The sequence below is a fragment of the Pseudomonas sp. 1912-s genome (assembly GCF_029269205.1).
In the GTDB taxonomy this organism is placed as follows: Bacteria; Pseudomonadota; Gammaproteobacteria; order Pseudomonadales; family Pseudomonadaceae; genus Aquipseudomonas.
The window spans coordinates 442,102-467,731 of sequence record NZ_JARIXR010000001.1; the positions used below are offsets into that span (position 1 = coordinate 442,102).

The 25,630-nt window shown below is 57.8% G+C and carries 30 protein-coding genes; 14 read left to right on the forward strand and 16 right to left on the reverse strand.

Annotated features, from left to right (window positions below; translation table 11 throughout):
• The first annotated feature begins 77 nt into the window (after positions 1 to 77).
• Both P3C29_RS02040 and P3C29_RS02045 read left to right on the forward strand, forming a co-directional pair.
• Positions 78 to 1,061 (forward strand): DUF1852 domain-containing protein, encoded by a 984-nt coding sequence (locus P3C29_RS02040; RefSeq protein ID WP_275963804.1) that lies wholly within the window; start codon positions 78 to 80, stop codon positions 1,059 to 1,061.
• A 27-nt stretch (positions 1,062 to 1,088) separates the two neighbouring features.
• The gene (locus tag P3C29_RS02045) at positions 1,089 to 2,123 is read left to right on the forward strand and encodes a methionine synthase (protein ID WP_169387603.1); all 1,035 of its coding nucleotides are present in this window, start codon (positions 1,089 to 1,091) and stop codon (positions 2,121 to 2,123) included.
• A 108-nt stretch (positions 2,124 to 2,231) separates the two neighbouring features.
• On the opposite strand, the gene P3C29_RS02050 is transcribed toward P3C29_RS02045, so the two are convergent.
• Both P3C29_RS02050 and P3C29_RS02055 read right to left on the reverse strand, forming a co-directional pair.
• Positions 2,232 to 3,377 (reverse strand): serine hydrolase domain-containing protein, encoded by a 1,146-nt coding sequence (locus P3C29_RS02050; RefSeq protein ID WP_275963806.1) that lies wholly within the window; start codon positions 3,375 to 3,377, stop codon positions 2,232 to 2,234.
• Positions 3,378 to 3,381: 4 nt separating this feature from the next.
• The gene (locus P3C29_RS02055) at positions 3,382 to 4,449 is read right to left on the reverse strand and encodes a fatty acid desaturase (RefSeq protein WP_275963807.1); all 1,068 of its coding nucleotides are present in this window, start codon (positions 4,447 to 4,449) and stop codon (positions 3,382 to 3,384) included.
• A gap of 271 nt (positions 4,450 to 4,720) precedes the next feature.
• On the opposite strand from P3C29_RS02055, the gene P3C29_RS02060 reads away from it, so the two are divergent.
• Positions 4,721 to 5,284, forward strand: coding sequence for a recombinase family protein (locus P3C29_RS02060; protein ID WP_010175847.1), 564 nt, complete (start codon positions 4,721 to 4,723; stop codon positions 5,282 to 5,284).
• Between the two features lie 6 nt (positions 5,285 to 5,290).
• Here the strand turns inward: P3C29_RS02060 and P3C29_RS02065 are convergent, their stop codons facing one another.
• The 3 genes from P3C29_RS02065 to P3C29_RS02075 all read right to left on the reverse strand — a co-directional run bounded on the left by P3C29_RS02065 (position 5,291) and on the right by P3C29_RS02075 (position 7,986).
• Positions 5,291 to 5,833, reverse strand: a complete 543-nt coding sequence (locus P3C29_RS02065; protein ID WP_275963808.1) for a GNAT family N-acetyltransferase — start codon at positions 5,831 to 5,833, stop codon at positions 5,291 to 5,293.
• Positions 5,834 to 6,043: 210 nt separating this feature from the next.
• Positions 6,044 to 6,511 (reverse strand): thiol-disulfide oxidoreductase DCC family protein, encoded by a 468-nt coding sequence (locus P3C29_RS02070; protein WP_275963809.1) that lies wholly within the window; start codon positions 6,509 to 6,511, stop codon positions 6,044 to 6,046.
• Between the two features lie 137 nt (positions 6,512 to 6,648).
• Positions 6,649 to 7,986, reverse strand: coding sequence for an MFS transporter (locus P3C29_RS02075; RefSeq protein WP_169387607.1), 1,338 nt, complete (start codon positions 7,984 to 7,986; stop codon positions 6,649 to 6,651).
• A gap of 243 nt (positions 7,987 to 8,229) precedes the next feature.
• On the opposite strand from P3C29_RS02075, the gene msrA reads away from it, so the two are divergent.
• Positions 8,230 to 8,736 carry a peptide-methionine (S)-S-oxide reductase MsrA gene (msrA, locus tag P3C29_RS02080; RefSeq protein WP_275963810.1) on the forward strand — a complete coding sequence of 169 codons (507 nt, stop codon included), beginning with the start codon at positions 8,230 to 8,232 and terminating at the stop codon, positions 8,734 to 8,736.
• 282 nt (positions 8,737 to 9,018) lie between these two features.
• On the opposite strand, the gene P3C29_RS02085 is transcribed toward msrA, so the two are convergent.
• From P3C29_RS02085 to P3C29_RS02095, 3 genes are read right to left on the reverse strand one after another with little or no spacing between them, the layout of a single operon-like run.
• A complete protein-coding gene (locus P3C29_RS02085; RefSeq protein ID WP_010175837.1) occupies positions 9,019 to 10,362 on the reverse strand; it encodes a cytochrome c in 1,344 nt (447 codons plus the stop codon).
• A gap of 17 nt (positions 10,363 to 10,379) precedes the next feature.
• A complete protein-coding gene (locus P3C29_RS02090; RefSeq protein WP_275963811.1) occupies positions 10,380 to 12,632 on the reverse strand; it encodes a molybdopterin cofactor-binding domain-containing protein in 2,253 nt (750 codons plus the stop codon).
• On the reverse strand, positions 12,632 to 13,084 hold the full coding sequence (locus tag P3C29_RS02095) for a (2Fe-2S)-binding protein (protein ID WP_169387611.1): 453 nt from the start codon (positions 13,082 to 13,084) through the stop codon (positions 12,632 to 12,634). The genes P3C29_RS02090 and P3C29_RS02095 overlap by 1 nt, the downstream gene beginning before the upstream one ends.
• A gap of 524 nt (positions 13,085 to 13,608) precedes the next feature.
• Here P3C29_RS02095 and P3C29_RS02100 point away from each other — a divergent pair.
• The 3 genes from P3C29_RS02100 to P3C29_RS02110 all read left to right on the forward strand — a co-directional run bounded on the left by P3C29_RS02100 (position 13,609) and on the right by P3C29_RS02110 (position 15,561).
• Positions 13,609 to 13,890 (forward strand): hypothetical protein, encoded by a 282-nt coding sequence (locus P3C29_RS02100; RefSeq protein WP_242487033.1) that lies wholly within the window; start codon positions 13,609 to 13,611, stop codon positions 13,888 to 13,890.
• Positions 13,887 to 14,786: a nucleotide-binding protein gene (locus P3C29_RS02105; RefSeq protein WP_201122667.1), complete on the forward strand. Its 900-nt coding sequence runs from the start codon at positions 13,887 to 13,889 to the stop codon at positions 14,784 to 14,786. Before P3C29_RS02100 ends, P3C29_RS02105 begins: the two co-directional genes overlap by 4 nt.
• 262 nt (positions 14,787 to 15,048) lie before the next feature.
• Positions 15,049 to 15,561 (forward strand): hypothetical protein, encoded by a 513-nt coding sequence (locus P3C29_RS02110; RefSeq protein WP_201122669.1) that lies wholly within the window; start codon positions 15,049 to 15,051, stop codon positions 15,559 to 15,561.
• Positions 15,562 to 15,817: 256 nt separating this feature from the next.
• Here the strand turns inward: P3C29_RS02110 and P3C29_RS02115 are convergent, their stop codons facing one another.
• Positions 15,818 to 16,312, reverse strand: a complete 495-nt coding sequence (locus tag P3C29_RS02115; protein ID WP_275963812.1) for a hypothetical protein — start codon at positions 16,310 to 16,312, stop codon at positions 15,818 to 15,820.
• A 675-nt stretch (positions 16,313 to 16,987) separates the two neighbouring features.
• Between P3C29_RS02115 and P3C29_RS02120 the strand changes: the two genes are divergently transcribed.
• Positions 16,988 to 17,221 (forward strand): hypothetical protein, encoded by a 234-nt coding sequence (locus tag P3C29_RS02120; RefSeq protein WP_003214497.1) that lies wholly within the window; start codon positions 16,988 to 16,990, stop codon positions 17,219 to 17,221.
• A 22-nt stretch (positions 17,222 to 17,243) separates the two neighbouring features.
• Here the strand turns inward: P3C29_RS02120 and P3C29_RS02125 are convergent, their stop codons facing one another.
• The 3 genes from P3C29_RS02125 to P3C29_RS02135 all read right to left on the reverse strand — a co-directional run bounded on the left by P3C29_RS02125 (position 17,244) and on the right by P3C29_RS02135 (position 18,079).
• The gene (locus tag P3C29_RS02125; RefSeq protein ID WP_345952304.1) at positions 17,244 to 17,369 is read right to left on the reverse strand and encodes a hypothetical protein; all 126 of its coding nucleotides are present in this window, start codon (positions 17,367 to 17,369) and stop codon (positions 17,244 to 17,246) included.
• Entirely contained in the window at positions 17,345 to 17,581 is a 237-nt protein-coding gene (locus tag P3C29_RS02130) for a hypothetical protein (RefSeq protein ID WP_177089087.1), read from the reverse strand. Before P3C29_RS02130 ends, P3C29_RS02125 begins: the two co-directional genes overlap by 25 nt.
• A 171-nt stretch (positions 17,582 to 17,752) precedes the next feature.
• Entirely contained in the window at positions 17,753 to 18,079 is a 327-nt protein-coding gene (locus P3C29_RS02135; RefSeq protein WP_275963813.1) for a DUF6124 family protein, read from the reverse strand.
• Between the two features lie 464 nt (positions 18,080 to 18,543).
• On the opposite strand from P3C29_RS02135, the gene P3C29_RS02140 reads away from it, so the two are divergent.
• From P3C29_RS02140 to P3C29_RS02155, 4 genes are all read left to right on the forward strand, one after another.
• Positions 18,544 to 19,143, forward strand: a complete 600-nt coding sequence (locus tag P3C29_RS02140; RefSeq protein ID WP_275963814.1) for a hypothetical protein — start codon at positions 18,544 to 18,546, stop codon at positions 19,141 to 19,143.
• Between the two features lie 45 nt (positions 19,144 to 19,188).
• Complete coding sequence (locus tag P3C29_RS02145) at positions 19,189 to 19,581, forward strand: hypothetical protein (protein ID WP_275963815.1); 393 nt, start codon at positions 19,189 to 19,191, stop codon at positions 19,579 to 19,581.
• A 124-nt stretch (positions 19,582 to 19,705) separates the two neighbouring features.
• Positions 19,706 to 20,146, forward strand: coding sequence for a TspO/MBR family protein (locus P3C29_RS02150; RefSeq protein ID WP_275963866.1), 441 nt, complete (start codon positions 19,706 to 19,708; stop codon positions 20,144 to 20,146).
• Positions 20,147 to 20,208: 62 nt separating this feature from the next.
• On the forward strand, positions 20,209 to 21,114 hold the full coding sequence (locus P3C29_RS02155; protein ID WP_275963867.1) for an alpha/beta hydrolase: 906 nt from the start codon (positions 20,209 to 20,211) through the stop codon (positions 21,112 to 21,114).
• Here P3C29_RS02155 and P3C29_RS02160 read toward each other — a convergent pair.
• On the reverse strand, positions 21,111 to 21,647 hold the full coding sequence (locus tag P3C29_RS02160) for a hypothetical protein (RefSeq protein WP_275963816.1): 537 nt from the start codon (positions 21,645 to 21,647) through the stop codon (positions 21,111 to 21,113). The two genes, P3C29_RS02155 and P3C29_RS02160, sit on opposite strands and share 4 nt — an antisense overlap.
• Before the next feature lie 108 nt (positions 21,648 to 21,755).
• Between P3C29_RS02160 and P3C29_RS02165 the strand changes: the two genes are divergently transcribed.
• The gene (locus tag P3C29_RS02165) at positions 21,756 to 22,139 is read left to right on the forward strand and encodes a c-type cytochrome (protein ID WP_201126137.1); all 384 of its coding nucleotides are present in this window, start codon (positions 21,756 to 21,758) and stop codon (positions 22,137 to 22,139) included.
• 7 nt (positions 22,140 to 22,146) lie between these two features.
• Here P3C29_RS02165 and P3C29_RS02170 read toward each other — a convergent pair whose 3' ends face one another.
• Both P3C29_RS02170 and P3C29_RS02175 read right to left on the reverse strand, forming a co-directional pair.
• The gene (locus tag P3C29_RS02170) at positions 22,147 to 23,358 is read right to left on the reverse strand and encodes a YeeE/YedE family protein (RefSeq protein ID WP_169387625.1); all 1,212 of its coding nucleotides are present in this window, start codon (positions 23,356 to 23,358) and stop codon (positions 22,147 to 22,149) included.
• Between the two features lie 97 nt (positions 23,359 to 23,455).
• Positions 23,456 to 24,112 (reverse strand): class I SAM-dependent methyltransferase, encoded by a 657-nt coding sequence (locus tag P3C29_RS02175; protein WP_275963817.1) that lies wholly within the window; start codon positions 24,110 to 24,112, stop codon positions 23,456 to 23,458.
• 129 nt (positions 24,113 to 24,241) lie between these two features.
• Between P3C29_RS02175 and P3C29_RS02180 the strand changes: the two genes are divergently transcribed.
• Complete coding sequence (locus tag P3C29_RS02180) at positions 24,242 to 24,880, forward strand: TetR family transcriptional regulator (RefSeq protein WP_275963818.1); 639 nt, start codon at positions 24,242 to 24,244, stop codon at positions 24,878 to 24,880.
• On the opposite strand, the gene P3C29_RS02185 is transcribed toward P3C29_RS02180, so the two are convergent.
• Positions 24,877 to 25,509: a hypothetical protein gene (locus P3C29_RS02185; RefSeq protein ID WP_201122694.1), complete on the reverse strand. Its 633-nt coding sequence runs from the start codon at positions 25,507 to 25,509 to the stop codon at positions 24,877 to 24,879. The genes P3C29_RS02180 and P3C29_RS02185 overlap by 4 nt on opposite strands.
• Between the last annotated feature and the right edge of the window lie 121 nt (positions 25,510 to 25,630).

The following is a 25,630-nucleotide window of genomic DNA, read 5'->3' on the forward strand; positions in this document are numbered from 1 at the left end:
TGAAGACTGCCGGGTGCAAGCCAGAAAAGTGCTAGATAACTTCAGGTTTGCCCCGGAAAACAGGGTGTCAGATTATAATGAATAAAGAGTTTGTATTTACGATCAAGAGCATTTGTTTTGACGAGGATTATCATCCCTCGGAAAATACGCGCATCACCACCAACTTTGCTAATTTGGCGAGAGGGAAGAACCGTCAGGAGAACTTGCGCAACACGTTGAGAATGATCGACAACCGTTTCAATGCGTTGGCCCACTGGGATAATCCCAAGGGGGATCGTTATACCGTCGAGCTTGAAATCATCTCTGTTGAGATGGACATTGACGCTGAAGGCGGCAGTCATGCCATTCCGTTGATTGAAATATTGAAAACGAATATCGTTGATCGAAAAACCAATGAGCGATTTGAAGGCATTGTAGGGAATAACTTCTCCTCCTACGTGAGGGACTATGATTTCAGCGTGGTGTTGTTGGGGCATAACAAGGATCAGCCAACGTTCAGTACGCCAGATGATTTTGGAGACTTGCATGGCAAGCTGTTCAAGTGCTTCGTGAACTCAAGTGCTTACAGGGATAACTTTAAAAAGTCGCCGGTCATCTGCCTGAGCGTTTCCAATACCAAGACTTACCACCGGACTGAAAACCAGCACCCGGTGCTGGGTATTGAGTACGAGCAGGATGAATACTCGTTGACGGATGAGTACTTCAAGAAAATGGGGCTGAAGGTCCGCTATTTCATGCCTTCCAACAGTGTTGCGCCCTTGGCCTTTTATTTTTCTGGCGACTTGCTCAGTGATTACACCACTCTTGAGCTTATCAGCACCATCAGCACGATGGACACTTTCCAGAAGATTTACCGGCCCGAGATTTATAACGCGAATTCCGCCGCAGGAAAGTCCTATCAGCCGAGTTTGAAACACCAGGATTATTCATTGACGCTCATTGTTTATGATCGAGAGGAACGTAGCCGGCTGGCGATTGAGCAGGGCAAATTTGTTGAGGAGCACTTCATCAAGCCCTACCAGGCCACGCTTGAGCAATGGTCCGCCCACTGCGCCTTTTAAATCATTAATAATACAAGGTCATCTATCATGAAAAAGCTATTGCCCACGTCAACGGCTGGCAGTTTGCCAAAACCCTCCTGGCTTGCACAGCCCGAGACACTTTGGTCGCCCTGGAAGTTGCAAGGCGAGGAATTGGTCGAGGGTAAACAAGATGCCCTGCGGTTGGCGCTGCAAGAACAACAGCACGCCGGCATTGATATCGTCAGTGATGGCGAACAAACCCGCCAACACTTTGTCACTACGTTTATTGAACACCTGAGCGGCGTTGATTTCGAGAAGCGTGAGACCGTAAGAATTCGTGATCGCTACGACGCAAGCGTGCCGACGGTGGTGGGTGCGGTTACTCGGCAAAAGCCGGTGTTTGTTGAAGATGCCAGGTTTCTGCGTCAGCAAACCGATCAACCCATTAAATGGGCGCTGCCTGGCCCCATGACCATGATCGATACGCTGTATGACAACCATTATAAGAGTCGTGAAAAACTGGCCTGGGAATTCGCCAAAATTCTCAATGAAGAAGCTCGGGAGCTGGAGGCTGCCGGCGTTGACATTATCCAGTTTGATGAGCCGGCCTTTAACGTTTTCTTTGATGAAGTGAATGAGTGGGGCGTCGCCACCCTGGAGAGGGCCATTGAAGGCCTTAAATGCGAAACGGCCGTGCATATTTGCTATGGCTATGGCATCAAGGCCAACACGGACTGGAAGAAGACGCTGGGCTCGGAGTGGCGTCAGTATGAAGAGGCTTTTCCAAAGCTGCAGAAATCCAGCATCGATATCATTTCGCTGGAATGTCACAACTCCCATGTGCCAATGGACCTCATTGAGCTCATCCGCGGTAAAAAAGTGATGGTAGGGGCCATTGATGTGGCATCCGATACCATTGAGACCCCGGAAGAAGTCGCCAACACGCTACGCAAAGCCCTTCAGTTTGTGGACGCCGACAAGCTCTATCCTTGCACTAACTGTGGCATGGCTCCTTTGTCTCGTGGTGTCGCGAGAGGCAAGCTCAATGCGTTAAGCGCAGGCGCCGAAATCGTTCGAAGAGAACTCTTGAACCTGCGCTGAAATACAGTCGGAAGGGGGCACGGAAGGGGCGCGGCAGTTTGAAAAAATACCGCGCTGCTTCAGGCCCTCTTTGGAGCCCGGGGGAAAACAGTCGCCCTGAGCGTGAATTCAAAGCGCCCCATAGACAAGGGACGATAGCCGGCCAGCGCGGGGATCAATCATCGTATGGCTGCCTGAGGTCGTGGTAACAAAACCAAAGCTCACGCGCTTTTCGGGATCGGCGAAGCTTATCGGGCCGCCAAGCCCGATATGCCCAAAGGTGTTCGGGCCCATTGCGTGGGAAGCCATCGGGTCGCGTTGTTGCTCCAGCATGCAGCCCAAGCCATAACGCATGGGGCGCATCCATACCCGATCCATGCCATGGCTGTGCTCTCGCGTGAACTCACTGAGCAGCTCGCGACCGATATAGTGTCCCGCCAGTAACGCACTGTAGAAACCGGCCAGGCCGTGAGCTGTTCCATGCCCGCACACACCCGGTTGCCGATAGGCCCACCAGCGCGGGTCACTGGTTCGCCTGGGCACCATCCCGGGGTTGGTGAAGGCCAATGTCGCGATGTGCGATGGCTGGTTTTTCAGCACGGTGCGCAACGCTTGCGAGTAAGGATCACCGACTCGCCCCGTGGCGCTGTCGAAACGGGCAATGCGATGAAAGTGTTTTTCGTCCACGCCAAGGTGAACGTCCAGGTCATGGGGCTCCAGAATTTCCTCGTGGATAAACACACAGGGATCTCGTCCGTCCACCCGACGAATCAACTCACCGAGAATCCAGCCAAACGTGGTGGTGCCGTACCCCAGGTCTGTTCCCGGTTCCCACCAAAGCGGCTCGGCCGCCAACACCCGCACCATATGCTCCCAGTCATACATCATGGCGTTATGGTCGGGTGCCCGCAGCGCCGGCAGGCCTGCGGTGTGGTTCATCACCTGGCGCAAAGTGACCTTGGCTTTCCCGTGCTGGGCGAACTCCGGCCAGTAGCGGGCCACTGGCGCATCCAGCTCCAGCTTGCCCGCTTCAACCAGCATCAGAACGGCCACCGCCACATAGGGTTTTATAACGCAGAAGGTATTGGCCAGCGTATCGCGTGCCCAAGGCTTCGTGCCTGCCTGATCTGCCATGCCGGCCCACAGGTCGACAACCCTCTCGCCGTCTACCTGCACACAAAGCCCGGCCCCACGCTCCTGCGGATCATCAAACATCTCCTCGAAAGCCTGCCTGACGGCGTCGAACTGCGTCGCACACATCCCTTGCGCGTTCATGAACTCACCCCCGCGACCGAGTTTGAGAGTGCCCCAGGGAAAAACGGTTCGCACGTTTATAGGTGCCGAAGTCATTGAACCTGACACCGGCCTGCGCCATGACTTTATGCGCATAAGGTGCCGTCATCTGACGAAGATAGAACGGGTCTCTCACCACGAAATGGTGAATGCTGTGAGTGCTGCCGAAGTTGAAACAGAACATCTGGAACGGCCACAACCACCAAGGGTTCATTACCTGTGTTTGTTGTAGCGCATTGCGCGGGGCAACATCACCGTAATAGTGCATGTTTGAACTTATGAAAAACAGGCAGAACTGCCGGATTATATTGGGCGCGATCAGGATAACTACCACGCTATTGATGACATTCATGAACTCCAGCGTCGCAGCCGAACTCTGAATATCCTGGCCCATGAATGACCCCGCCCACACATACAGGTGGTAGCCGAGGAACACATACCAGCACCCCCAGTACAAAAGCCCGAAAGGTGTATTGAGTCGGATAATCCTGCCTAACAATCTGACCTTTTGCCGCCATCCCGGCGCAAAAACCGCGTTTAGAAAACCAAATACAAAACCGTCGATCAGTTTCAATAAGCGGAGTATTCCCCAAGGGCTGCCACTGGTTGTGATCCACGCCTCGACATCCGTATCCGTTCCGGATTCCTTATGATGATGAAAGTGCAGATTGCGTCTTAACCAGGGACTCGGCATTCCCGGCCGGGCCAGCCAGCAGAAAAACATCATGGCATTATGCGCCAGCGGCTGCTTTCGGAAATAAAGCCGATGAATCAAGTCATGTTCGATCTCATGAATGAACGACGTGAGCAGCGCATTGATCAGGATACACGTCCAGGCGGGGATGAAACCCTTTATGTAGAGCCCTCCCGTCACGACCATCCCGACCAGGGAAAACACCATGACACTCGCCCCCAGAGCATTCTGGTGTTGCAGGATCGGATAACGTTTGCGCAGGTAATTCCCATGCTCGGTAATGCTGCGGGTTACATGATCAATCTTTCCCTGATCGGTAGTCAGGCGATCAATGTCTATCGCGTTTTCCATGACGTTCATCAATTCATCCTCTGCTTGCTTCGGGCTATAAAACAGCGGGCATACGAATTCACTGCGTGAATTCACGCGGGTCATTCGGTAAAAGTGAAATCGACTGTTTTTCTTGCACTTGTTAGGAATATTGCAGGTTTTAAAATGATAAGGTAAGTTCAAGTCTTTGCAACTGTGTATTTTGGGTGGGTTCAGTGTTACAGGTGTAAGGAATTAATGGTTTAGTTACAGTTTGTACAAGTACAAAACGACTTTGTACAAGTATTGCCAAGGAGGCACCATGAGATTGCATCGCATCAAATATTTCCGGCTTTCTTTACAAGAACCTGAGGGCGCGGTAGAGGAAATAACAAGCCCTGATGTATTTGACGCAATGTTTTGCGATGAGCGTGCAGACAATGCGGCGAATCGCGCAGGCCTTGAGCGGCTGATTCGCTACCTGCAGCCCGGGGACACTGTCGTCGTGGACAGCATGGCCTCGCTCACCTCCAGTACCGAGCAGCTGTGCAGCATCATTCGCCGGCTGATTGAAAAGCAGGTAACGCTGGAGTTTTCCAACGAAAACCTGATTTTCCGGCATGACTGCCTTGAAGTGGTGGAGCCCATCATTGCGGTCATGGAACTGGTCGCGCAGTTCGAGCGCACTGCGGCGAGGGAAAAACAGGCCGCTGGAATTGCTACCGCCAGGAATCGCGGGTCCTACGGTGGTCGCAAGAAAAAACTGTCTGACACTCAGGTTGTCAGTTTGATTGACCGCGCCTGCGCTGGAGAAAGCAGATCCAAATTGGCGCGCGATTTTGAGATCAGTCGCCAGACGCTTTATCGGTACTTGAGATCTACGTAGAGGATTCTATTGACCGTTATCCAGAGACTCGCTTATCCGATGCCGGTAGAGGAGGTCATCAAGTAACTGCCCATTGATGTGATAAGCGTCGCAATGACGTTGCTCAAACAGGAAGCCGCACTTCTCAAGAAGGCGGCAAGAGGCAGTATTTCCCTCGGTCACGACGGCCGTGAGCGTGTTCAGCCCAAGCGTTTCGTGGGCATACTTCATCAACTGTTGCAGGGATTCAAAACCATAGCCCTTTCCTTGATGCCCGGCGAGAAACAGGTAACCGACTTCTGCCGTCGCCTCTTCATCGGTTGCCAGCTTTAATCCCGTGACCCCAACGGCACAACCGCTGTGCCGGTCGAAGACGACGAGGCACAACCAATGGCTGGCGCCTGGCAGCCATTGCGGCAACCGGGATTCAAATTTCTCTCGGGTTTCGGTTTCGCAGGGGGCGTCGCACACGTACTGGATCACTGACGGGTCGGTGTGTAACGCGAGGAAAAGGTCCCAGTCGCCGGCTTCCAGTTGCCGCATGTAAAGCCGTTCGGTGTATAGCTCCATTATTTGACGCTCCTTGTTGATCTGCTGTTGGCCCTTAAGCATCGGTAACGGGCGCCTTTCCCGTTTTCTGATCCACCCAACCTTGTGATGATGTGTCTGACCAATAACGGCACAGTCTCGAAGAACCGCCGTAAGCAGTATCAATACTCGGTTCAGTCTGAGGTGTTTGATTACATTGAGCAGGTCACACAGGCTCTGTTGGGAAGGCGATTAATTGCTGCTGTCAGCTGTCGTGTCATTCAAAAACCGCCGTTCATGGTCCGGGTCTGGCAACAGGCAGGTGTCGTACTTTCCGAACAGCCGATAGCGATTGCGCGCGATGCGGTCGTAAGCCCAATCCCGAACGAAGCGCGGGATGGCCCGCAGCACCAGCAAGGGGCGCCAGCGCGCAGGCAGTTGCGCGATGATTTCGAACACCGCCTCCGAACGCTCCCAATAGTGCCGGTCGCGGATCACCAACAGGGTGTCGAACTGATCCAGCGGCAGCCCGGCCCAGGCCAATAGCGCCTGACCTTCGGGCGATTGCACCGCCGCCAACCGCACGCGGTGGTCGCGGTCATGGCGAATCAGGAACCTTGCCCAGCCGTTGCACAGCTTGCACACGCCGTCGAACAGCACCACGGTTTCGCCGGGCTTGAGCAATGGCGCGGGGGTGGGGCGGGTTTGGGAGGCGGGCATGAGGGTGGGTCCAGTCGGGCCGGGTCAGCCTGGATCATACCCGCGTTCGTTCGCACTGTTTACTCAGGGAGTGGCGATCCAATCAACCAAGAGACTCCAGTGTGGGAGCTGTTTGTTGTCTTGGGTATTGTGTTCACTTAACGCGACAAGACTGCCGCCGCGCCTTTTTCCTCGGTGCCCACCTCATGCAGCGAAATCCGCGACGTCTCCGGCAACGCCAACCCGCCCGCCAATGCCAGCAACGCCACCGCAATCAGGTAAAACGCCGGTGACAGGTTGCTGCCCGTGGTGCTGATCAGCCACGTCGCCATCAGCGGCGCCGTACCGCCGAAGATCGTGTAAGCCATGTTGTAAGTAATCGCCGAAGCCGTATACCGCGTGCGGGTCGGAAAGGTCTCCGACAGCAGCGCCGCCGTGACCACCCCACACAGCACCGCGCCCACCGCCAGCAACATCACCCCGACCACAGACGCGGCGAACGAACCGGAACTGGCCATCAGGAACGACGGATAGACCACTACGATCAACAACACACACGCCGTCATCACCGTGACCCGACGCCCCACCCGATCCGAATACAGCCCCGCCAGCGGACAAATCGCCGCCGCGAAAATCAGTGCAATCAGCGACACCAGCAACGCCATCGCCCGGCTCAAACCACCGGCCACTTGCAGGTATGTCGCGAAGTAGGTGGTGAACATATAAAACGACAGCGCCGTGAGCGACACAAAAGCGCCCAGGCAGCAGATCGCCGCACCATGGTTGCGCAGGGTTTCCTTGAGCGGGGAGTGGGCGACCGCGTGTTCCTGCTTCACCGCCTGGAAGGCCGGCGTCTCATCCAGCTTCCAGCGCAGGTAAAGTCCCACCAGGCCCAGCGGCGCGGCGATCAGAAACGGCAGGCGCCAGCCCCAACTGCCCATCGCCTCGGCCGACAACGACGCTTCCAGCGCATAAGCCACCACGGCTGCTGCGGCGAAGGCAGAGAAGGTCGACACCGGCACAAAGCTGCCATACCAGGCGCGTTTGTCACTCGGCGCGTGCTCCATCAGATAGGCACAGGCGCCTGCGTATTCACCGCCGGCGGAGAAGCCCTGGGCGCAGCGGATCAGCGACAACAGAATCGGCGCCGCCACGCCGATGGCGGCGTAGGTGGGCAGCAGGCCGATCAGCGTGGTGGCGCCGGCCATCAGCAAGATCGTCATGGCCAGCGTGCGTTTGCGCCCGATCCGGTCGCCGAGCATGCCGAAGAAAATCCCGCCCAGAGGCCGGAAGGCAAAGGCCACTGCAAATACCGCGAAGGTCTTGAGCAACGCCGCGCTGGCGTCGCCGCTGGGGAAGAATTGTTGGGCGATGGTGGTGGCGAGGAAGCCATAGACGGCGAAGTCGAACCACTCGACGAAGTTACCGATGCCGGCGGCGATGATCACGCGTCGCAGGGTTTGGGGGCTGACCTGTTCGGTGGAGGGGCTCGTCATGGGGGAAGGCCTCGGCGGTGGTAGGGGGATGATTGATTATCGGGGGCAGGGGTTGGGCGGCGGGGCTCAAAAGAGTCGTCCGCGTAGTCAGTAGCGACTTGGCGGGTGTGGAGTACGCAGGAATTGGGCCAGGTAAGGCGCGGGGGACTGTCGACGGGCGGCGCTGGTAACCCGCGGTTCAGCCTTGGTATTACTCAACCCGGCCCCATAACTAGGGCTGTATCCATCCAGGGGAAGAACACCATGACCAACCACACCGAAACCGCCATCCTCGCCGGCGGCTGCTTCTGGGGCATGCAAGACCTGTTGCGACGCTACCCCGGCGTGCTGCAAACGCGCGTCGGCTACACCGGCGGCGACGTGCCGAATGCCACCTACCGCAACCACGGCAACCACGCCGAAGCCATCGAGATCGTCTTCGACCCGGCGGTGATCACCTACCGGCAGATTCTTGAGTTCTTTTTCCAGATTCACGACCCGAGCACGCCCAACCGCCAGGGCAACGACCTGGGGCCGAGCTACCGTTCGGCGATTTACTACCTGAGCGAACAGCAGCGCGACGTGGCGCAAGACACCGCGGCGGATGTGGATGCGTCAAAGCTGTGGCCGGGCCGGGTGGTGACCGAGATCGAACCGGCGGGGCCGTTCTGGGAGGCGGAGCCGGAGCATCAGGATTACCTGGAGCGGATTCCCAATGGCTACACCTGCCACTTTATTCGGCCGAACTGGAAGCTGCCGAAACGCAGTTAAAACTGTGGGAGCGGGCGTACCTGATGAACACAGGTATCTACGCAACTCTTGCAGCTGGCACAGAATCCCTTTGTGGTGAGCGGGCTTGTGGTGAGCGGACTGTGGTGAGTGGACTTGTGGTGAGCGGGCTTGCCCCGCGCTGGGCTGCGAAGCGGCCCTAAAACCAGCCACCGCATGGTGCCTGACACTCTGTGGTGGCCTTATTGGGGCCGCTTCGCAGCCCAGCGCGGGGCAAGCCCGCTCACCACAGGCCAGCTCACCACAGCCCGCTCACCATACCCCTCAACGCATCTGCAAAATAATCGGGCTGCTGCTCGCCGGGCCCGTGTGCTCACGCAACTTGCCCACCGCCTTCGCATCCACCGCACCGCCCTGATTGCCCCAGGTGCCGCGCACAAACGTCAGCACTTCGGCGATCTCCTGGTCCGATAACTGCTCCCGGAACGCCGGCATGCGATAAGCGTCCGCCACATTGGCCGCCACCACGCGCTGCGAGCCGTTGAGGGTAATGTTGATCGCCGAAGCATTCTCCTTGGCCAGCGCCGAGGTGGCACCCGCCAGCGGCGGCATCCAGTCCGGTTGCCCTTTGCCTTCCAAGCCGTGGCACGAAGCGCAGCGGGTCACGTAGGTATGGGCGCCCGGCACATCCAGACGTGCCGCAGCCGACACCGCCTGATACTGCCAGGCCGCCCCATCACGCTGCTCGTCCCCCGGCAACGACCTGAGATAGCGCGCAATCGCGGCCAGGTCATCGTCGCTCATGAACTGGGTGGAGTTGTTGAACGCCTCGGTCATCGAGCCATAAACCACCGCATGCTTATTGCGACCGGTCTTCAGGAACTGCACCACTTCCGGCTCGCTCCAGCGCCCCAGGCCGGTGTTGTGATCGTCCCGCAGGCTCGGCGCGTACCAACCATCCAGCAAGGCACCGGCCAGGAACGGCTTGCCGCTTTCATCCAGCGCCTTCTCGTTAAAGGCCAGGCCCCGCGGCGTGTGGCAACTGCCGCAATGCCCCGGTCCCTGCACGATGTAGGCGCCGCGGTTCCACAGCTCGTCCTTGCCAGCCTTGGCGACGTACGGCTGGCTGTCGGTAAACACGCCATTCCACAGCGCGATGGGCCAACGCATATTCAGCGGCCACGGGATCGAACTCGGCTCATTGGCCTGCCGCACCGGCGCTACGCCCTTCATGAAGAACGCGTACAACGCCTTCACATCATCGTCGCTGAGCTTGGCATAGGACGGATACGGCATCGCCGGGTACAGCCGGCGCCCACCCGGCGCGACACCGTGGCGCACCGCGCGGTCGAAGTCCGCGAGGCTGTAGCGGCCGATACCGGTTTCCGGGTCTGGCGTAACGTTGGTGGCATGGATCGCCCCCAGCGGCGTGGCCATCTCCAGGCCTCCGGCAAAGGGCGCGCCGTTGGGCACGCTATGGCAGGCCACACAGTCGCTGACCCGGGCGACGTACTCGCCTCGGGCGACCAGCGCCGGCTCCGTGGCGACGGGCCCGGCGGACAGCGATGAAGCAGGCTCTCGGGTGACATACCAGGCCAGCAGGCCTGCCGCGACCAGGCACGGCAGCGCCAGCCAGCCAACGGTTCTTGCGAATCGGCGGTTGTTCATAAGTGCTCAGGCCCCGGTCAGGTAAAGGAGTGGCGGCTTAACGGCATGCTGCGCACGCGCTGCCCCGTCAAGGCCGCAACGGCGTTGGCCACGGCGGGTGCCACGGCCGGCAACGGCGGTTCGCCAATGCCGCCCATTTTTTCCCCGCTCTCGATCACGCGCACGTGCACCCGCGCCATCCGCGAAGGCGGCAGCACCGGGTACAAATCGTAGTTACGCGCCCGAGGCAAGCCGTCCACATACACCGCCTCTTCCAACAGCACCTGGGACAATCCCAGCGACACCGCGCCATTCACCTGCGCCTCGACAATCGCCGGGTTGACGATGCTGCCCGGGTCGATCGCCTGCCAGATGTCATGCACCTTCACCTGCCCGTTCTCGATCGACACCTCGGCAATCACCGCCGTCTGCGTGCCGAACGGCGACGCCATCGCCACCCCGCGCGCACGCTTGCTGCCGTCTTCGGCGACAAACGGGCCGCGTTTCCAGCCACCCGACAACTCGCCCACCGCCTTCAGCAGCGTGGTCAGCCGCTGGTTATCCCGCAGCAGATGCAGGCGCAACTCGAACGGGTCTTTGCCGCCCTTGTCCGCCAGCTCATCCAGAAACGACTCGTAGAAAAAGTCGTTCAGCGAGTTACCCACCGACCGCCAATAGCCCAGCATCACCGGGCCCTTCACATAAATTTGCGCGATGCGCTTGTTGGGAATCGCATACGACTTCCCGGACAAACCCTCCAGCGCCGTCGGGTCGAGCTTCTCGCCCTGTTTACCGGCCAGGGCCTCGGTCGGCCCCTCGGTGGCACTCACCGCCTCAATCGCCACCGGCCAGCCGTCACCGTCCAGCGCCCCACGGAAATTCACCGCCGCCACCGGGCGCAGCACGTCCCGCAGGAATTCTTCTTCACGGCTCCAGATCATCTTCACCGGACGCCCGACCGCCTTGGCCAACTCAATGGCCTGCGGGTAAGGGCTGGCCGAGTCATACAGGAAATGCCGCCCGAAAAACCCGCCCAACAACGGCGAATGCAGGGTAATCCGCTCCGGCGCCAGGCCAGTGCGCTTGGCGATATCGGCCAGGAACATATCCTGCGCCTGATTCGGCAACCAGATCTCCAGCGAACCATCAGCATTGAAACTCGCCAGCGCCGAAGGCGGCTCCAGCTGGGCATGGTGCAGATACTGGTTGTGGTACGTGGCCTCGACCTTGGTCTTGGCGTTGGCCAGCGTGCCGGCCACATCACCCTCGTTTTCATCATCCCGGGCCGGGCCGGTTTCTGCAGCGAGGTGCTTGAAGTGCTCGTCGCTGGAAAAGTCCTTCGGCATCCCGCGCACTTTCGAGTCGGCCGCAGGCTCCAGCCAGTCGACCTGAATCGACTCCACCGCACGCTTGGCATGCCACCAACGCTCAGCCACCACCGCCACCGCACCCGGCAGGCGATGCACCGAGTGCACCCCCGGCATGGCCTTGACCTGGTCTTCATTGCGCAGGCTGCCCACCGTCATGCCCAGGCGGGGCGCATGCTGCACCGCCGCGTGGAGCATGCCGTCCACCTTCATATCAATGCTGTACAGCGCCTTGCCGGTGGACTTGTCATACGCATCCAGACGCTTCACCGGCTTGCCGATCCAGCGGAACTGGCTCGGGTCGCGCAGCTTCACACTGGCCACGTCCGGCACTGGCAGGTCCATCGCCCGCCCGGCCAACTCGCCATACGTGAGGGAGCGCCCGGAGGCCGCGTGCACCACCTTGCCCGGCTCGGTCGACAACTCGCCCACCGGCACCTTCAACGCCTGCGCCCCGGCCTCCAGCAACATCGCCCGGGCCAACGCCCCGAGCCGGCGCATCGTCGGGTAACTCATGCGCACCGACATACTGCCGCCGGTGATACGCATGCCATTCTCCATCACCACAAAGGCCTCGCCGGGCGGGGCACACTCCACCAGGAACGTGGCCGGGTCGGCGTCCAACTCCTCGCCGACAATCTGTGCCATCGCCGTGAACGTACCCTGGCCGCCTTCGATAAACGGGCTGAGCAAACGAATCGTGTTGTCTGGCCGAATCTCCAGGAACGCCGGCACCTGCGTACCGCGCTCACCGGCGGCGGCCGCAGTGGCCGCCTGCACCCGGCCAGAACCCAGCGGCAGACCAAAACCAATCACCAGCGCACCCACGGCCGTGCTGGCCAGGAAACGCCGGCGCGACAGGTTCACCGGATCAGTCAACGCTGCGACCAAGGGCAGGGCAGCGGGATCAATGCGAACGTTCATCAGGCCTCTCCCTTCGCAAGGTCATGCACCGCCGCATGAATGGCGTTATAGGTGCCACAGCGGCAGAGATTGACCATCGCCGCCTCAATCTGCGCATCGCTCGGCTTGGGCGTGTGCTTGAGCAGCGCCGTGGCCGCCATCACCTGGCCGGACTGGCAGTAACCGCACTGAGCGACCTGATACTCGACCCACGTGGCAACGACCCGCTTGCCCACATCATCCGACTCGATGGCTTCGATGGTCGTGATCTCCCGACCAACCACCCCGGAGACCGGCGTGACGCAAGAGCGCACCACGTTGCCGTCCACCAGCACGGAGCACGCACCGCACTGCGCCAGGCCGCAGCCGTATTTGGTACCGGTCATGCCCAGGTTGTCGCGGATGACCCAGAGCAGAGGCGTGTCGGGTTCTGCATCGACTTGGTGGGTCTGCTGGTTAATTCGTAATTCCATGGCTCACCCGCTGATCATCGGTTGGTGTTGCATTTTTTTAGTATTTTTCAGGCGGCGAGGCTGGGCTCCGCCGCTGGGCATCGATGGCCCGTTTGGTTCGAACGCACGTAGCTTGAGTAGTGTAGAGGGATACTGGATTGACTCTAGACCGTAGGTCCGGGGGGCGCTATGCGAGGGGGTGAAAGGTCGGAGGATTAGGCAAGTATTCGACAGGATTGCGATAGGGGAGTGCGCGCGGTTGGTGGTTTTCGTTGGTTACCTCACAGAGATAGTTTTTTATGAGGCGAACGGGATAGCAGATTTTGGCGGATGGCTATCCTTCACTAGCGACCGCTTGCGGACGCCCGAGACGATCGTTTCTGGCCAGCAACACAGGCGGCATAGACCTCCTACTAAGAGACGACTCTTATAACCATCGTGCGCTATCACCACTCATCGGTTTAGATCTCTAGGACTCCCGTGCTCCCTGTCCGTTGTGGCACGATCAGCTGTGCCAAAATGCCATTATCACGGATTGGGTGAGCATGATGATCAAAGGGTTGGATCAGTTGCAACGCGATTTGAAACAGGCGCAAATTGCGCTTAAAGAACTAGACGGCACTCTTTGTACGATCAATTTCGATCCTTTCGATCCTGCTAGCATCGAGCATGCAATACAGGAAGTCAGCGATACTATTGATCAGCGTGTAGGAGCTTATGCGGCCAATCCCTTTGTAGGACCTCTAATTGAAGGTATGAAAGAAAATTATCGAGCGCGGATAATTGAGCAGGCAGCCGCGAAGCGTCTAACAGGGGAAAACAAATGAGTTCCTCCGATATCTTTACCCAAATTAATAATTGCGTGTTAGATCTGCAATCCTCCCAGTCCCAAACATATGAAGTACCGTTGAAAAAACTCGCGCGGCTTTTATCTAGTTCCGAACTCGAACCAGTAAATGCCACTTTAACAAAGAATGCAGATCTTGAAGGTTTTTTGACGAAGAGCGAAGGTACTGGCGGAGGTTTTGCTGGCAGTCATCGACTAGCGTGGCCGGAAGATGATAAGCTAAAACTTGGCTTGACTATATTGCTGATCCAAAAGCTTGCGGCTGATCCGGACTATGCATTAAACTTTGGATATCACTTCTTTAGTAATGGTAGTAAGAAGATGATTTCCGGTTTTCATGCTTTTGTTGCTCAAGTAGTTATTCCGTTTGCGAGGGATTATAAGTCTCACGTCAAGATCAGCAATGCGTCACTAGCCAAATCTATTGTTCCGTCTAATAGGGTCTTCATCGTCCATGGTCATGATGAAGGGGCTAAACATATGCTAGCTAGATTTCTTGACCGATTGGGATTAGAGTCAATCGTTCTTCAAGAGCAACCTGATCGCGGCAGAACTATCATTGAAAAATTTGAGCATTCCGCTGAAGTCGGTTACGCCGTTGTACTGCTAACGCCAGACGATGTTGGCGGGTCTGTAACGGCGGATGCGCCCTCGGCACGGGCGCGGCAGAATGTAATTTTCGAGCTAGGATATTTTGCCGGTAAGCTTGGCCGAGGCCGTGTATGCCTCCTTAGGAAAGGCGACGTGGAGATTCCATCTGACCTTTTCGGGGTTGTGTACACGGAGCTTGATCCGCACGAGGGATGGCAAAAGCGGCTTGTTATGGAGATGAAAGAGGCGGGTTTAGATTTCGACGCTTCCAGACTATTTTCCTGAGGGTATAGCGCCTGGGCTAAAAATAGCCTAGGCGCTATTAGTTGGTGGGCTTACCAACGATACGCCTCGTATACTGGTTTCTTCCTAACACTTCTGCCCATGGCGCCACAGTTGCATTTGGTCGAAGCGGACATTTTTACAGCTGCAAAACTGGGGTCACAAAACTGGCGTCAGACCACATTTGAACTAGTGGCGGTCTGGCCTCAGTTTATGCTCTCAATTTTCGAGTGGAGCTGAAACTCTCAACAACCATGGAAGCATCATGAATTACGTTGATACTGCGTTCAGGCAACTCGCTCTCGCGTGGAAACTTTACGACTACGCACTTGATGGGAAGATCGATCTCGATGAACTAGATCGCCCACTGATATTTCAAGGTGGTGGTATGGTTCTAGTATTGCCGGATAAAGTCTTAGATACTCCTGATGATTTAATCTTGGCGCTACAGAACAATTTGGTTATTACATTTGGCGCCGCAGCAATCACGCTTAACCGTTGTCGAGAAGAAGCGGGACATGCGCTTTCCGATGAGATTATCACTGAAATCGATCAATTTATCGGCGTCACGTATCAAATCCGTAACGCGTTCGCTCATGACATTGCCGAGCCGCGCTGGAATATTCACAGAGCCCGTTATGCTAGGCTCTACGAATTTGGCGGAATACGCATAGACCTTACGGATGTCGGTACGAAAAGATTCGAGTATCAAGACATAGGTGGGCCAGATGTACTTTTCTTAATGAAGACATACGCAGAAACTCATCTTTGGCCCTAACGATTGTTCCGAAAATTGGGGCACGAAAATCGGGGTCAGACCACATTTAAAATAATGGTGGTCTGACCCCGATTTCCGCTGGCAGATAGTGACTGCTCAACACAGCTTCTTATTTGCTCAAAAATGCCTCATGGAAAATCGCTTTCAATATATTAATGCCAGCTGCGGCGGAGGAGGTGTTGCTGACCACGATTCTGAGGGGGCGAAAGGGGACGGATTTATTTGATTGAAAACAAATCCATCCCTTTTTGTTTTTTCAAAGATATGGATCATCTTTCGTGTTTTTTTTAAGCTTCCCACCGAGTTTTTTAAAAAACTCACTCAAGTCTGCAATCAGGTTCTCTATTGCGCGATGAACACTGTTTCGGTGATCCGAACTTAATTGAGCTTTTGCGTTATATTTTCTTAGTGCTAAAAGTAGTTCGGCGTTAGCTGAGTTGGTAAGGTATTTTCCTTTTGCTTTGCCTTTGTATAGGAAATCATAGCGAAAGGGAATTTTGAAAATCCTTACTAACTCTAAATTTCCGTCTTGATTTGTATAGCTTCTTGCGCTGAGCGCATTATCATCGTCAGGGAAAATAGTTTGAGCTGCTTCAAATACTTTGATAAAGCTATTATGGTTCGGCAGTTTGAAGGAAAAGCTATGATGAACTGTGTAGTTGTCTCTGTAAATTTTATGGTCATACTCTCTTTTGGAATAAAGATCGTGCAGTAGACTTGCTAGTTCGAACTCTGTCATGGTCATGGTCATGGGTAGTTACTTGTCAGTAGAAAATACATACGGGATTTTTTGTTGCTTTTGTTAGGGGGGGCGTAGAGCATTAATTGATCAAAAAAATATATGCCCTTTTGTTAGTCCTTGATGTTGTGGTTTTCTTATTTGAGCCACTTGTACAATCGATAACCCCCGTACCCTGCAACTGCTATCGCAGCAGCTGGCCATGCTGCTGCACTGGCCACGGTTACTACCCCAGCAGCCATTCCGCCACCGCCGGCAGCAACTGCACCTCCTCCGAGAGTTGCTAACGCAGAAGTAGTTGCTGCCGCACCCGTTAATCCTGCCGCGTTCGCTGCTGCAACCGCTCCCCCATAAACCATTGTGGCATTTGCTATCCCTGCTACTGCACCAGTTGCGATGGCGGAGCTTGCGGCTGTTGTATTACCAATTTCCATATTTTCACCGAAGGTAGAATGTGTGATTGACGGTAAAAATAGCATTTTGCCATCATCCAAGACAGCCCTAGATCGGCAGGTGGACTGTAGAGATTATGAGTCAGATCGCAACCAAAACCACCCCTTTCTCCCATACCGGTCTACCATGCCCCCCGGCAGTGGTTGCACGCGCTACCGACCTCAATCTCAAGGCATCGCCCATGACCTCTTCACCCCGCACCACCCCATCCCGCACCCCATCCGAGGCATCCCAATGAGCATCGACCAAATCAGCCTCCCAAAAGGCGTAGGCCCTCAGGCCATCAAGCTCCTCGACGCGATCACCGGTGCTGACACAAAGGAAGACCTGAACCGCGCAGGCGGCAAGGCTGAAGGTTTTGTATTGGGTCTGGAAAGCGCCAAGGCCATCAAAAGCCAAATCGCCGAGTCGTTGTACGTTGCATACGACGACGCGGCGAGTAATCGGTTGGGTGAGTTGAAGGGCTAATTCCGAAGGACTGCGTTGGGCTCTACGCCCGAGGTGTTTCGCGGTCCATCAGTTTGCCGATCAGCAATACGCTCGACTCGCTCAGTGGGTGAATGGCCAATGCCCCGTCGCGGTCTTTATAGATCAACGACCTTTGTGGTTTTGCCATTCACTCCAGCAATTCTCCGCAATCAGATCGGGATAGCCGCGCTGCCTTTCCATATCAAGCGCAACGCTGAAGGGAAGGGTGATACAAACCGCCCGGTCTCGAATATCACAGACCTCAGCCTCAGTAAGAGGTGAGCCCTTTCTGTCTTCAGCGGCGGTGAGAACGGCTACGAGGGCGGGTACAAATACCAGGCATAGCGGATCAGCTTCCATGAATCACCTTTTGGATTTCGACTCGGCTCATTACAACGAACCAGGCGGGGTTCAGCAATGGCTGAATGCACCGTGCACCTCTCGCCGCGTCGTTGTATGAGGCATACGACGACGCGGCGAGTAATCGGTTGGGTGAGTTGAAGGGCTAGTCCCGCAGGACCGCGTTGGGCTTTACGCCCGAGGTGTTTCGCGGTCCATCAGTTTGCCGATCAGCAGTACGCTCAATTCGCTCAGTTGGTGTATGGCCAATGCCACGTCGCGGTCTTTGCCGGTCAGTTGGTCGGACAGGTCGAGCAGCAGGGCGCTGACGGAGGAGACGGTTTCGTAGCTGTTGGCGATCAGGGTTTCGTTGCTGGCGCCGGAGCTGACGCTGAAGAGAGCGTTTGTGTCCGGGGCGCTTTCGGTGGCGGGATTCAGATAGTGATCAAGGGCGCGTTCGGCCGCTTGGTAGAGCTTTAAATCCGGGGCTTTCGGAGGGTTCGGGGTTACTTTGAACATATACGCAATTCCTGACTTGGGGCTGACCCCCTTTCGCTACTAAACGAAAAGGGTGGCAGCTGCACGCAGGTTAGTAGACCGGGGAATTACGCAAAGCCGGCGCGCCCGAAGGCGCCCTACGCACAGCCACCATCAAGCACAGACAGGAACGTCTGATTGATGAAGCTCATGCACTAAGCGCAATTCAACTAAGGGCTACTAAACCCGATCACTGAGTTTTCAGCGACCGAGCAACCTTAGAGATGACCACCCAGGTGCACAAGCCGGCGGATTCTGACGCAAGCGTAGGCAATGGAGCAAGGTGCTGCGGTCAACGCACAGCCTCCCTTACCCCGCAAACGGAACCACCAGCCGGTACGCCCTCAGGCACTTGTCGTAGAATGTGACAGAACCTGCGTAGCTTTCAAAGGAATGCCCCCCTGGCAGCTCGCGCAACGACCTGCCGTGCCCGTTATGGAAAACCTATGCGCTCTTATCGCCTGTTGTTCGTGTTACTGGCCCTGATCCTCAGTGGCTGCAGCATTCCGTATCAAACCCCCGAAGCCCGCCAGCAAATCGAGCACGATCTGAAGATCGCCCCCGGCTCGGTGCGGGCCCTGAGCCAGACCAACTGGTGCTACCTGCCCTACGGCTCGGAGAATGGCGGCGATGGCCAGTGCCGTGCCACTCAGGGCCTGGGCGTTCTGGTGGACGATGGCTTGATTCTGAGTACCTATTCCGGTGGCAGCTATAAGCGCTTCATCACGCTGCGTACCCGCGATGTACTGTGCGTCAAAACCTTCCGCAGTCGTGAAGCCGCCGCGGCGTTTTTCGCCTTCACGCGGGCGGGCGCTGCTCAGATCATTCCGCTGACGGCCGAAGGGCAGTTCAACACGCCGGTGAAGATCCAGTTTCTGGATTACCTGCTGGGTGAAAACCAGCCGGGCGATCTGACCACGGATAAGACCTATGTGCGCGAAACCGGCAAAAACGCCTACTCCGTCGGGATGGTCCCGGGTACGAAAATTCCGTATGTGTCTGCGGTGGCGGCGACGGAAGTGTTCAATCCCTGCCCGGAAAAGTAATCGTCAGTAACCCGGCGCACATGAATCACTCTCAAGGAGAACGACATGGCAGGTGGCGATATCGGGTGCGGTTCGTTTCAGGGCAGCGACAAGTCCGGGTCGGCCTTTGAGGCGGTGTTGGACGCGCTTCCGTTGCAGGCGCGGGACTGGGTCGAGGCGGCCAGGCAGCAACTCGATACGGCAGACGTTGTGCTGCTGGCGGTTGATCATGCCCAAGGCTTGCTTCCCTTTTTGCAGGACTACCAAACACGCTTGATCGCCGAGATCGGCCACGATGATTGGGAGCGGGCCGCGCGGGATGAGGCGGCATCCCTTGATGATGTGGCTGCCAAGTGGGGCGCGGGGCAGGGCTGGCGACTTTACTGCGTGCGGGATCTGGTCCGTGCGTGTGAGCAGGCGGCGGTGGAGCAACAGCCTGTGTATATCGCGTTCAGCTAGCGCATGTGTGCCGGCGTGCGGAGCAAAGAAAAATACACTTTTTGCTTCGCGGAGCGTCCAACCCTGAAACCGCCGTCATGGCTTTCATCTCCAGGTAGCTGCTCCCAGCTAAGGACCGATTATGCTGACGTTGTGCATTTTTCTTCTGGCCTGCGCCGCCGCCGCGAGCACCGGCATTATCTTCAAGCCGGGCGAGTGGTACGCCTCCCTCGTCAAACCCGGCTTCACCCCACCCAACTGGCTGTTCCCGGTCGCCTGGTCGATCATCTACCTGCTGCTGGCCTGGGCCGGCTACCGCTTGACCCTGATCCCCGGCAGCGAAATCGTGCTGGCGCTATGGGCTGCGCAAATCGCGCTCAATACCCTGTGGACGCCCGTGTTCTTCGGCGCCCACCGCATTCTCGCGGGCATGGTGATTCTCGCGCTGCTGTGGCTGGTGGTCGCCGCCATGGTGGTGCTGACCGTGCGGCTGGACCTGATCACCGGGCTGATTCTGTTCCCTTACCTCGTGTGGCTCAGCGTTGCGGCTGCGTTGAATTTTTCCATCTTGCGCAATAACCGCTGAAGAGGAATTTCGAATTGGCGAACCACAAACGATGGCCGGCGGGCGAGGGTGAAGTGGCGCAAATGCAGCGCTTCAACAAAAAGCTCGCCTGGCTGCCGCGTTTTCGCATCCGCAATCGCGTCACGCCCCGGGTGATCCAGGCGCTGTTGCGGGCCAGCCAAATGGGCGGCGCGAATAAATTGCTCAAGCATGGGCTTCAGGCGCAAACACGTGTGGTCGGTGTGGGCGGCGCTTCAGTGCCGGTGCGCATTATTCGGCCGAATGGAAAAGCCAAGGGCGTGGTGCTGGACATCCACGGCGGCGGCTGGGTAATCGGCAATGCGCAGATGGATGATGACCTGAACGTGGCGATGGTGAAGGCGTGCGACGTGGCGGTGGTGTCGGTGGATTATCGGCTCGCCGTCAATACGCCGGTTGAAGGGCTGATGGAGGACTGCCTGGCGGCGGCGCGCTGGTTGCTCGGGGACTGCGAGGAGTTTGCCGGCCTGCCGGTGATCGTCGTCGGCGAATCTGCCGGTGGGCATCTGGCGGCGGCGACGTTGCTGGCGCTTAAGCAATGGCCGGCGTTGCTGGCGCGGGTGAGCGGGGCGGTGCTGTATTACGGCGTCTACGATTTGACCGGCACCCCCAGCGTGCGCTCGGCGGGGCCGGACACGTTGTTGCTGGATGGCCCGGGCATGGTTGAGGCGCTGCGCCTGCTGACGCCGGGCCTGAGCGATGAGCAGCGTCGGCAGCCGCCGTTGTCACCGTTGTATGGCGACCTTGGCGGGCTGCCGCCGGCGCTGATGTTTGTGGGGGAGCTGGACCCGTTGCTCGACGATACGCTGCAGATGGGTAATCGCTGGGCAGAGTCCGAGGTGTTCCTTTTACCGGCGTCTGCCCACGGGTTTATTCATTTCCCGACGGCGATGTCCAGCCGCGTGCTTGCTTACAGCCGCGAGTGGATAACGGCTCGTGTCGCAGATTAGATGGGGGACACCGAGGGGCACACCTTGGCCTGGTCGTTTTTAACAGGCTCGCGACTGACTTCCCCTGTGGCCGCATTCTTGACGATCTTATGAATGGCGATCGTGCAGAGCGCTGAGGTTGCCTCGTAGTCCGCACCGGCTTCAGGCACAAAGTAAACGCTGTAGAAGCATTCATACCGGCGGGCGGAACCTGTGTAGACCACCGTCAGCGGCTTGTCGGGTTGGACATACACTTCGGCGCTGTTTTTCCCAGCCTCGGCCCCCGGGATTTCCAGGCGCTTGTCGTTGAAGGTTTTATCATTCAACGGGGCCGCGCTCCTGGCGTTGACCATGCCGGCACCCGGCAAATCCCAGTTGACGCAACGGGTGTCTGGTATTAACCGCACCACTTGGTCAGTGATCACTCTCAGTCGGCTGGTGGTCGGGTTTTGCGGTTCTTTATACGCAGTGGTAAACGACTTGAGGCTGTCCAGGGTAGAGCACCCGGAAAACAGTGGCAGTGCTAACAGGGCCAGGCATCTAACGGTTTTCAATCGACTCGCTCCATGCTGAGTGTTCATTGGTTTCTCTTGGCGATCCTTGCAAGCAGGTGCGGCCCGAAGGAAAATCATCCGGTTTATATAACAAGGTCACAGGGAACAGTGAAAGCAAAAATAGTATTCATCGCTTCGTTGGGGATGTTAGCGCTCGTTCAAACATCACTGTCCTTTGCGGACAGTGTGAATGGAAAAAACATCTACGTGCAGCGATGTGGCCTGTGTCATGGGGCCGATATCAAGGGCTCAGGACCTTTGGCCAATAAAAGCAACCCGCCTACGCCTGACCTGACAACGCCCGCGTTCAAGAAACGCCTGAATGATTATCCGGGCGTTATCGTGTCATCCGTCATTCTTCGCCCAAATGGCGACCTGATTCCCAGAACGTTGCGGGAGAACGGTGTGAAGCTGTCGCCGTTCTCCTGGAAGGTTCAGGATTTTCGCGATTTGAACGAGTACATGAGTGGAGTGATTTCAAAAAGCCGGTGACGATCAGTCAGCAACCGCTCAACGCCACTTGCGGCCGTTCACCTGCAAAGAAGAACGGCCGCAACCGCACGCCCACGCTGTTGCCGACAAACGCGGCCACCAACCACACCCAGCCATGCAGGCTGCCCGACGCGATACCGCTGAAGTACGCACCGATGTTGCAGCCATACGCCAGGCGCGAGCCGTAACCCAGCAGCAGGCCACCGATCACCGCCGCGAACAGCGAGCGTGCCGGAATCTTCAGGCTGGGGGCGAAACGTCCTGCCAGGCCTGCCGCCAACAGCGCACCAAGGATGATGCCGATGTCCATCACGCTGGTGACGTCTTCCCACACCGGCGCCGCCAGGGCTTTGGCATTGCCCGGCATTTGCCAGAACGCCCAACTGGCGACGTCCACGCCCAACCCGCTGGCGACCTTGGCGCCCCACAGGGCGAACGCCGAGGTGATGCCCCACGGCCGCCCGGCCAGTGCCAGGGTGGCGTAGTTGAGCAGGGCCAGACCAATCGCGCCCCACACCAATGGCCATGGCCCGCGCAGGAAGCGGCGCAGGCCCTGGTGTTCGCTGGTGACGCCGGTTTCGAGTTGCCCGTGACGGCCTTTTTCCAGGCGCACGGTGACGGCCGCGATGATCCCGAACACCGCCAGGCTCAGCAGCAAGGCCGGCACGACGCCGAAGCTTTTGACGATGGAAACGGCCGGGAACGACGGCAACGAGAACCACCAGTCGACGTGGTGGGTGGCGATCAACGAGCCGCAGATAAAGAACAACAGGGTCACCAGCATGCGCGCATTACCGCCGCCCACGGTGAACAGGGTGCCGGACGCACAGCCGCCGCCCAGTTGCATGCCGATGCCGAAGATGAATGCCCCGAACACCACCGACACCCCGGCCGGCGCCACCAGCCCGACCACGGGTTGGCCGAACAAGGTGCCGGCTCCCAGCGCAGGGAAGAACAGCACCACGGCAATCGCCAGCATCACCATCTGCGCACGCAAACCGGCGCCGCGCCGGTCGGTGATGAATACCCGCCAGGCCGAGGTGAAGCCGAACGCAGCGTGGTACAGCGTCAGGCCCAGCGCGGCGCCGACCACCAGCAACAGCACTTGGCGCGCGCCCACGCTGTTTTGCAGGAAGGCGGCGCCCAGTACCAGGATGGCAAACGCCAGCAGTGGCGCGACCGGTTTGCGCGCAGGGGTTGCAGAGAGAGAAAGGCTCATCGGGTATCTCGTTTCGAAGGCTGTGAGTTAAGTGCGAGGGGGCCGAGTATAAACCTCGCACTCTTGCACGGGTGCCTCGAATCCTCCGATGAGGGCACTAGCCCAGGCGTACGGAAAGCTCGACGTCGTCGCCGATCGGCACCGACAGGTAGCCGTGTGCCGGGGAGCGCACGCGGGCCAGGTAGTCGGGGCAGTAGTTGGTGTTGTCGGCGACGATCAAGGCGCCGGGCTTGAGGCGGCTTTCCACCAGGCTGAGTACATCGCCATACAGCGCCTTGGCGCCGTCGAGCAGCAGCAGGTCGACGCTGTCGGGCAGGCCGCTCGCGAGTGTGACCAGGGCATCACCTTCGCGAATATCCACCAGGTCGCTCACGCCGCCTTGCACCAGGTGCTCCCGCGCCAGGACGATCTTCGACGGTTCGAACTCGCTGGTGATCAGCGTGCCGCCGCCGTTGTCCCGCAGGGCGGCCGCCAGGTGCAGGGTGGACAGGCCGAACGAGGTGCCGAACTCGATGATGGCTCGGGCTTTTGCGCTGCGTGCCAGCATGTAAAGCAGGGTGCCGGTGTCGCGGGAGACCGGCAGCCACAGGTCTTTCAGCTGGCCGTAGAATTCGAGGTATTCAGTCTTGCTGTGCATCAGGCGGTTGCGTTCTTCGTGGGGCATGGTGGTGAAAACAGGGCTTGAGACGGCATCGGCCTGTGTGTACAGCCGTTCAATCAGGGCCGCCATCGGGGCTGAGGTAAGCGTATTCATGGGGATGTCCTGTTGCAGGTTGAGCGCCGGGAGGCGCCGGGCTAGTATGCGAATGATTCGTCGCATTTAAAGTATGCGAACAATTCGTCACATTCGCTATTCGCATTCGCCCAGCCGCAGGAACGCGCCATGACCGACCGCCAGACCTCGCAGATTTCCTCACGCAAAGAGCCCAAACAGGCGCGATCCACCGAGTTGGTGTCGGCCATTCTCGAAGCGGCTATTCAGGTTTTGGCCAAGGAAGGCGCCAGCCGTTTCACCACCGCCCGGGTCGCGGAAAAGGCCGGCGTCAGCGTGGGCTCGGTGTACCAGTATTTCCCCAACAAGGCGGCCATCCTGTTCCGATTGCAGACGGATGAATGGCAGCAAACCTCGCAAATGCTCAGCCGGATCCTGGAGGACGTGAGTCAACCGCCTCTTGAGCGGCTGCGCACCCTGGTGCATGCGTTTATTCGTTCGGAATGTGATGAGGCGCAGATGCGGGTCGCCCTGAGCGATGCGGCACCGCTTTACCGTGATGCGCCGGAGGCCCATGAGGTTCGGGCGGAGGGACAAAACATCTTCCAGACGTTCATGTTTGAATTACTGCCGCAGGTGCCGGACGCCACTCGCATACTGGCGTGCGATTTGATCGCCACCACCTTCAGCTCGGTGGCAAAGGAGTTCTCGGGAAGCCCGCGCACCGAGGTGCAAATCATCGCCTACGCGGACGCGATGGCGGATATGTTCAGTGCATATGTGACGGTGCTTAACCAATCTGGCCGCTAGCGCATCCAGTCACGCAGTACTTCGAATTCGCTGTGGACTGGGTTGCGCAGGGTGTCGAGTATCCGTTGTGCTTCGTCCTGGGAAATGAATGAGTCAACCATCTTCTGCGCGCTTCTCGGGCCCGGTCTGTAACTTCGGGAGGCGCGCGGGCTGGCAAACAGCTCCTGAAGAAACGCGTAGTCCTTGGGTGACAGTGCCGCGCGGATCAATTCGACTTCACTTGCCAGTGTGGCGCCGGCATCCGCTTGAGGCGCGAGCCATGAAAGGTCGGTGGCGACGCACACGTATTCACTGGTCAGGAATGAGGAAATGTCCGCATGCGCGAGTGAGGTGGTTTGCCCGTAATGGAGAATCTGCACCACTCCCGAACAGCCATTCTCAAGTCGAACCCAGCAGTAATGCTCGCCGCCTCCGCTGGTGGCAAACGGCAGGAATGTGCGACCTGATTGCTCAATCGGGTTGAGCCACTCATCAATCTCCCGCTGGGCCTGCTCGACATCTATCCAGAAGAAATCAACAAAGTAGCTGAGGAGACGTGGGTTCAGTTCGGCCGCTTTCAAGAGCGCCAACAAGCGCTCGGGGAGTTCGATGCCGATGCTGTCTGCCAACCGTTGAAACGCTTCAGCCATGTTACCTACCGTCCCTGGTTTGGAATGAACGTGGTGGCGCCCTGCGATTGACTCTCGTCGCAAGACCCGGGTAGCGAATGCTACCTGGGTTCTCTTCCTGTGGGTGGATAGAACAGGTCCT

Excerpts from the sequence above, each read along its gene's own strand:
- P3C29_RS02040 (WP_275963804.1), top strand. The coding sequence starts at position 78 with ATGAATAAAGAGTTTGTATTTACGATCAAGAGCATTTGTTTTGACGAG.
- P3C29_RS02045 (WP_169387603.1), top strand. The coding sequence starts at position 1,089 with ATGAAAAAGCTATTGCCCACGTCAACGGCTGGCAGTTTGCCAAAACCC.
- P3C29_RS02050 (WP_275963806.1), bottom strand. The coding sequence starts at position 3,377 with ATGAACGCGCAAGGGATGTGTGCGACGCAGTTCGACGCCGTCAGGCAG.
- P3C29_RS02055 (WP_275963807.1), bottom strand. The coding sequence starts at position 4,449 with ATGAACGTCATGGAAAACGCGATAGACATTGATCGCCTGACTACCGAT.
- P3C29_RS02060 (WP_010175847.1), top strand. The coding sequence starts at position 4,721 with ATGAGATTGCATCGCATCAAATATTTCCGGCTTTCTTTACAAGAACCT.
- P3C29_RS02065 (WP_275963808.1), bottom strand. The coding sequence starts at position 5,833 with ATGGAGCTATACACCGAACGGCTTTACATGCGGCAACTGGAAGCCGGC.
- P3C29_RS02070 (WP_275963809.1), bottom strand. The coding sequence starts at position 6,511 with ATGCCCGCCTCCCAAACCCGCCCCACCCCCGCGCCATTGCTCAAGCCC.
- P3C29_RS02075 (WP_169387607.1), bottom strand. The coding sequence starts at position 7,986 with ATGACGAGCCCCTCCACCGAACAGGTCAGCCCCCAAACCCTGCGACGC.
- msrA (WP_275963810.1), top strand. The coding sequence starts at position 8,230 with ATGACCAACCACACCGAAACCGCCATCCTCGCCGGCGGCTGCTTCTGG.
- P3C29_RS02085 (WP_010175837.1), bottom strand. The coding sequence starts at position 10,362 with ATGAACAACCGCCGATTCGCAAGAACCGTTGGCTGGCTGGCGCTGCCG.
- P3C29_RS02090 (WP_275963811.1), bottom strand. The coding sequence starts at position 12,632 with ATGAACGTTCGCATTGATCCCGCTGCCCTGCCCTTGGTCGCAGCGTTG.
- P3C29_RS02095 (WP_169387611.1), bottom strand. The coding sequence starts at position 13,084 with ATGGAATTACGAATTAACCAGCAGACCCACCAAGTCGATGCAGAACCC.
- P3C29_RS02100 (WP_242487033.1), top strand. The coding sequence starts at position 13,609 with ATGATGATCAAAGGGTTGGATCAGTTGCAACGCGATTTGAAACAGGCG.
- P3C29_RS02105 (WP_201122667.1), top strand. The coding sequence starts at position 13,887 with ATGAGTTCCTCCGATATCTTTACCCAAATTAATAATTGCGTGTTAGAT.
- P3C29_RS02110 (WP_201122669.1), top strand. The coding sequence starts at position 15,049 with ATGAATTACGTTGATACTGCGTTCAGGCAACTCGCTCTCGCGTGGAAA.
- P3C29_RS02115 (WP_275963812.1), bottom strand. The coding sequence starts at position 16,312 with ATGACCATGACCATGACAGAGTTCGAACTAGCAAGTCTACTGCACGAT.
- P3C29_RS02120 (WP_003214497.1), top strand. The coding sequence starts at position 16,988 with ATGAGCATCGACCAAATCAGCCTCCCAAAAGGCGTAGGCCCTCAGGCC.
- P3C29_RS02125 (WP_345952304.1), bottom strand. The coding sequence starts at position 17,369 with ATGGCAAAACCACAAAGGTCGTTGATCTATAAAGACCGCGACGGGGCA.
- P3C29_RS02130 (WP_177089087.1), bottom strand. The coding sequence starts at position 17,581 with ATGGAAGCTGATCCGCTATGCCTGGTATTTGTACCCGCCCTCGTAGCC.
- P3C29_RS02135 (WP_275963813.1), bottom strand. The coding sequence starts at position 18,079 with ATGTTCAAAGTAACCCCGAACCCTCCGAAAGCCCCGGATTTAAAGCTC.
- P3C29_RS02140 (WP_275963814.1), top strand. The coding sequence starts at position 18,544 with ATGCGCTCTTATCGCCTGTTGTTCGTGTTACTGGCCCTGATCCTCAGT.
- P3C29_RS02145 (WP_275963815.1), top strand. The coding sequence starts at position 19,189 with ATGGCAGGTGGCGATATCGGGTGCGGTTCGTTTCAGGGCAGCGACAAG.
- P3C29_RS02155 (WP_275963867.1), top strand. The coding sequence starts at position 20,209 with ATGCAGCGCTTCAACAAAAAGCTCGCCTGGCTGCCGCGTTTTCGCATC.
- P3C29_RS02170 (WP_169387625.1), bottom strand. The coding sequence starts at position 23,358 with ATGAGCCTTTCTCTCTCTGCAACCCCTGCGCGCAAACCGGTCGCGCCA.
- P3C29_RS02175 (WP_275963817.1), bottom strand. The coding sequence starts at position 24,112 with ATGAATACGCTTACCTCAGCCCCGATGGCGGCCCTGATTGAACGGCTG.
- P3C29_RS02180 (WP_275963818.1), top strand. The coding sequence starts at position 24,242 with ATGACCGACCGCCAGACCTCGCAGATTTCCTCACGCAAAGAGCCCAAA.
- P3C29_RS02185 (WP_201122694.1), bottom strand. The coding sequence starts at position 25,509 with ATGGCTGAAGCGTTTCAACGGTTGGCAGACAGCATCGGCATCGAACTC.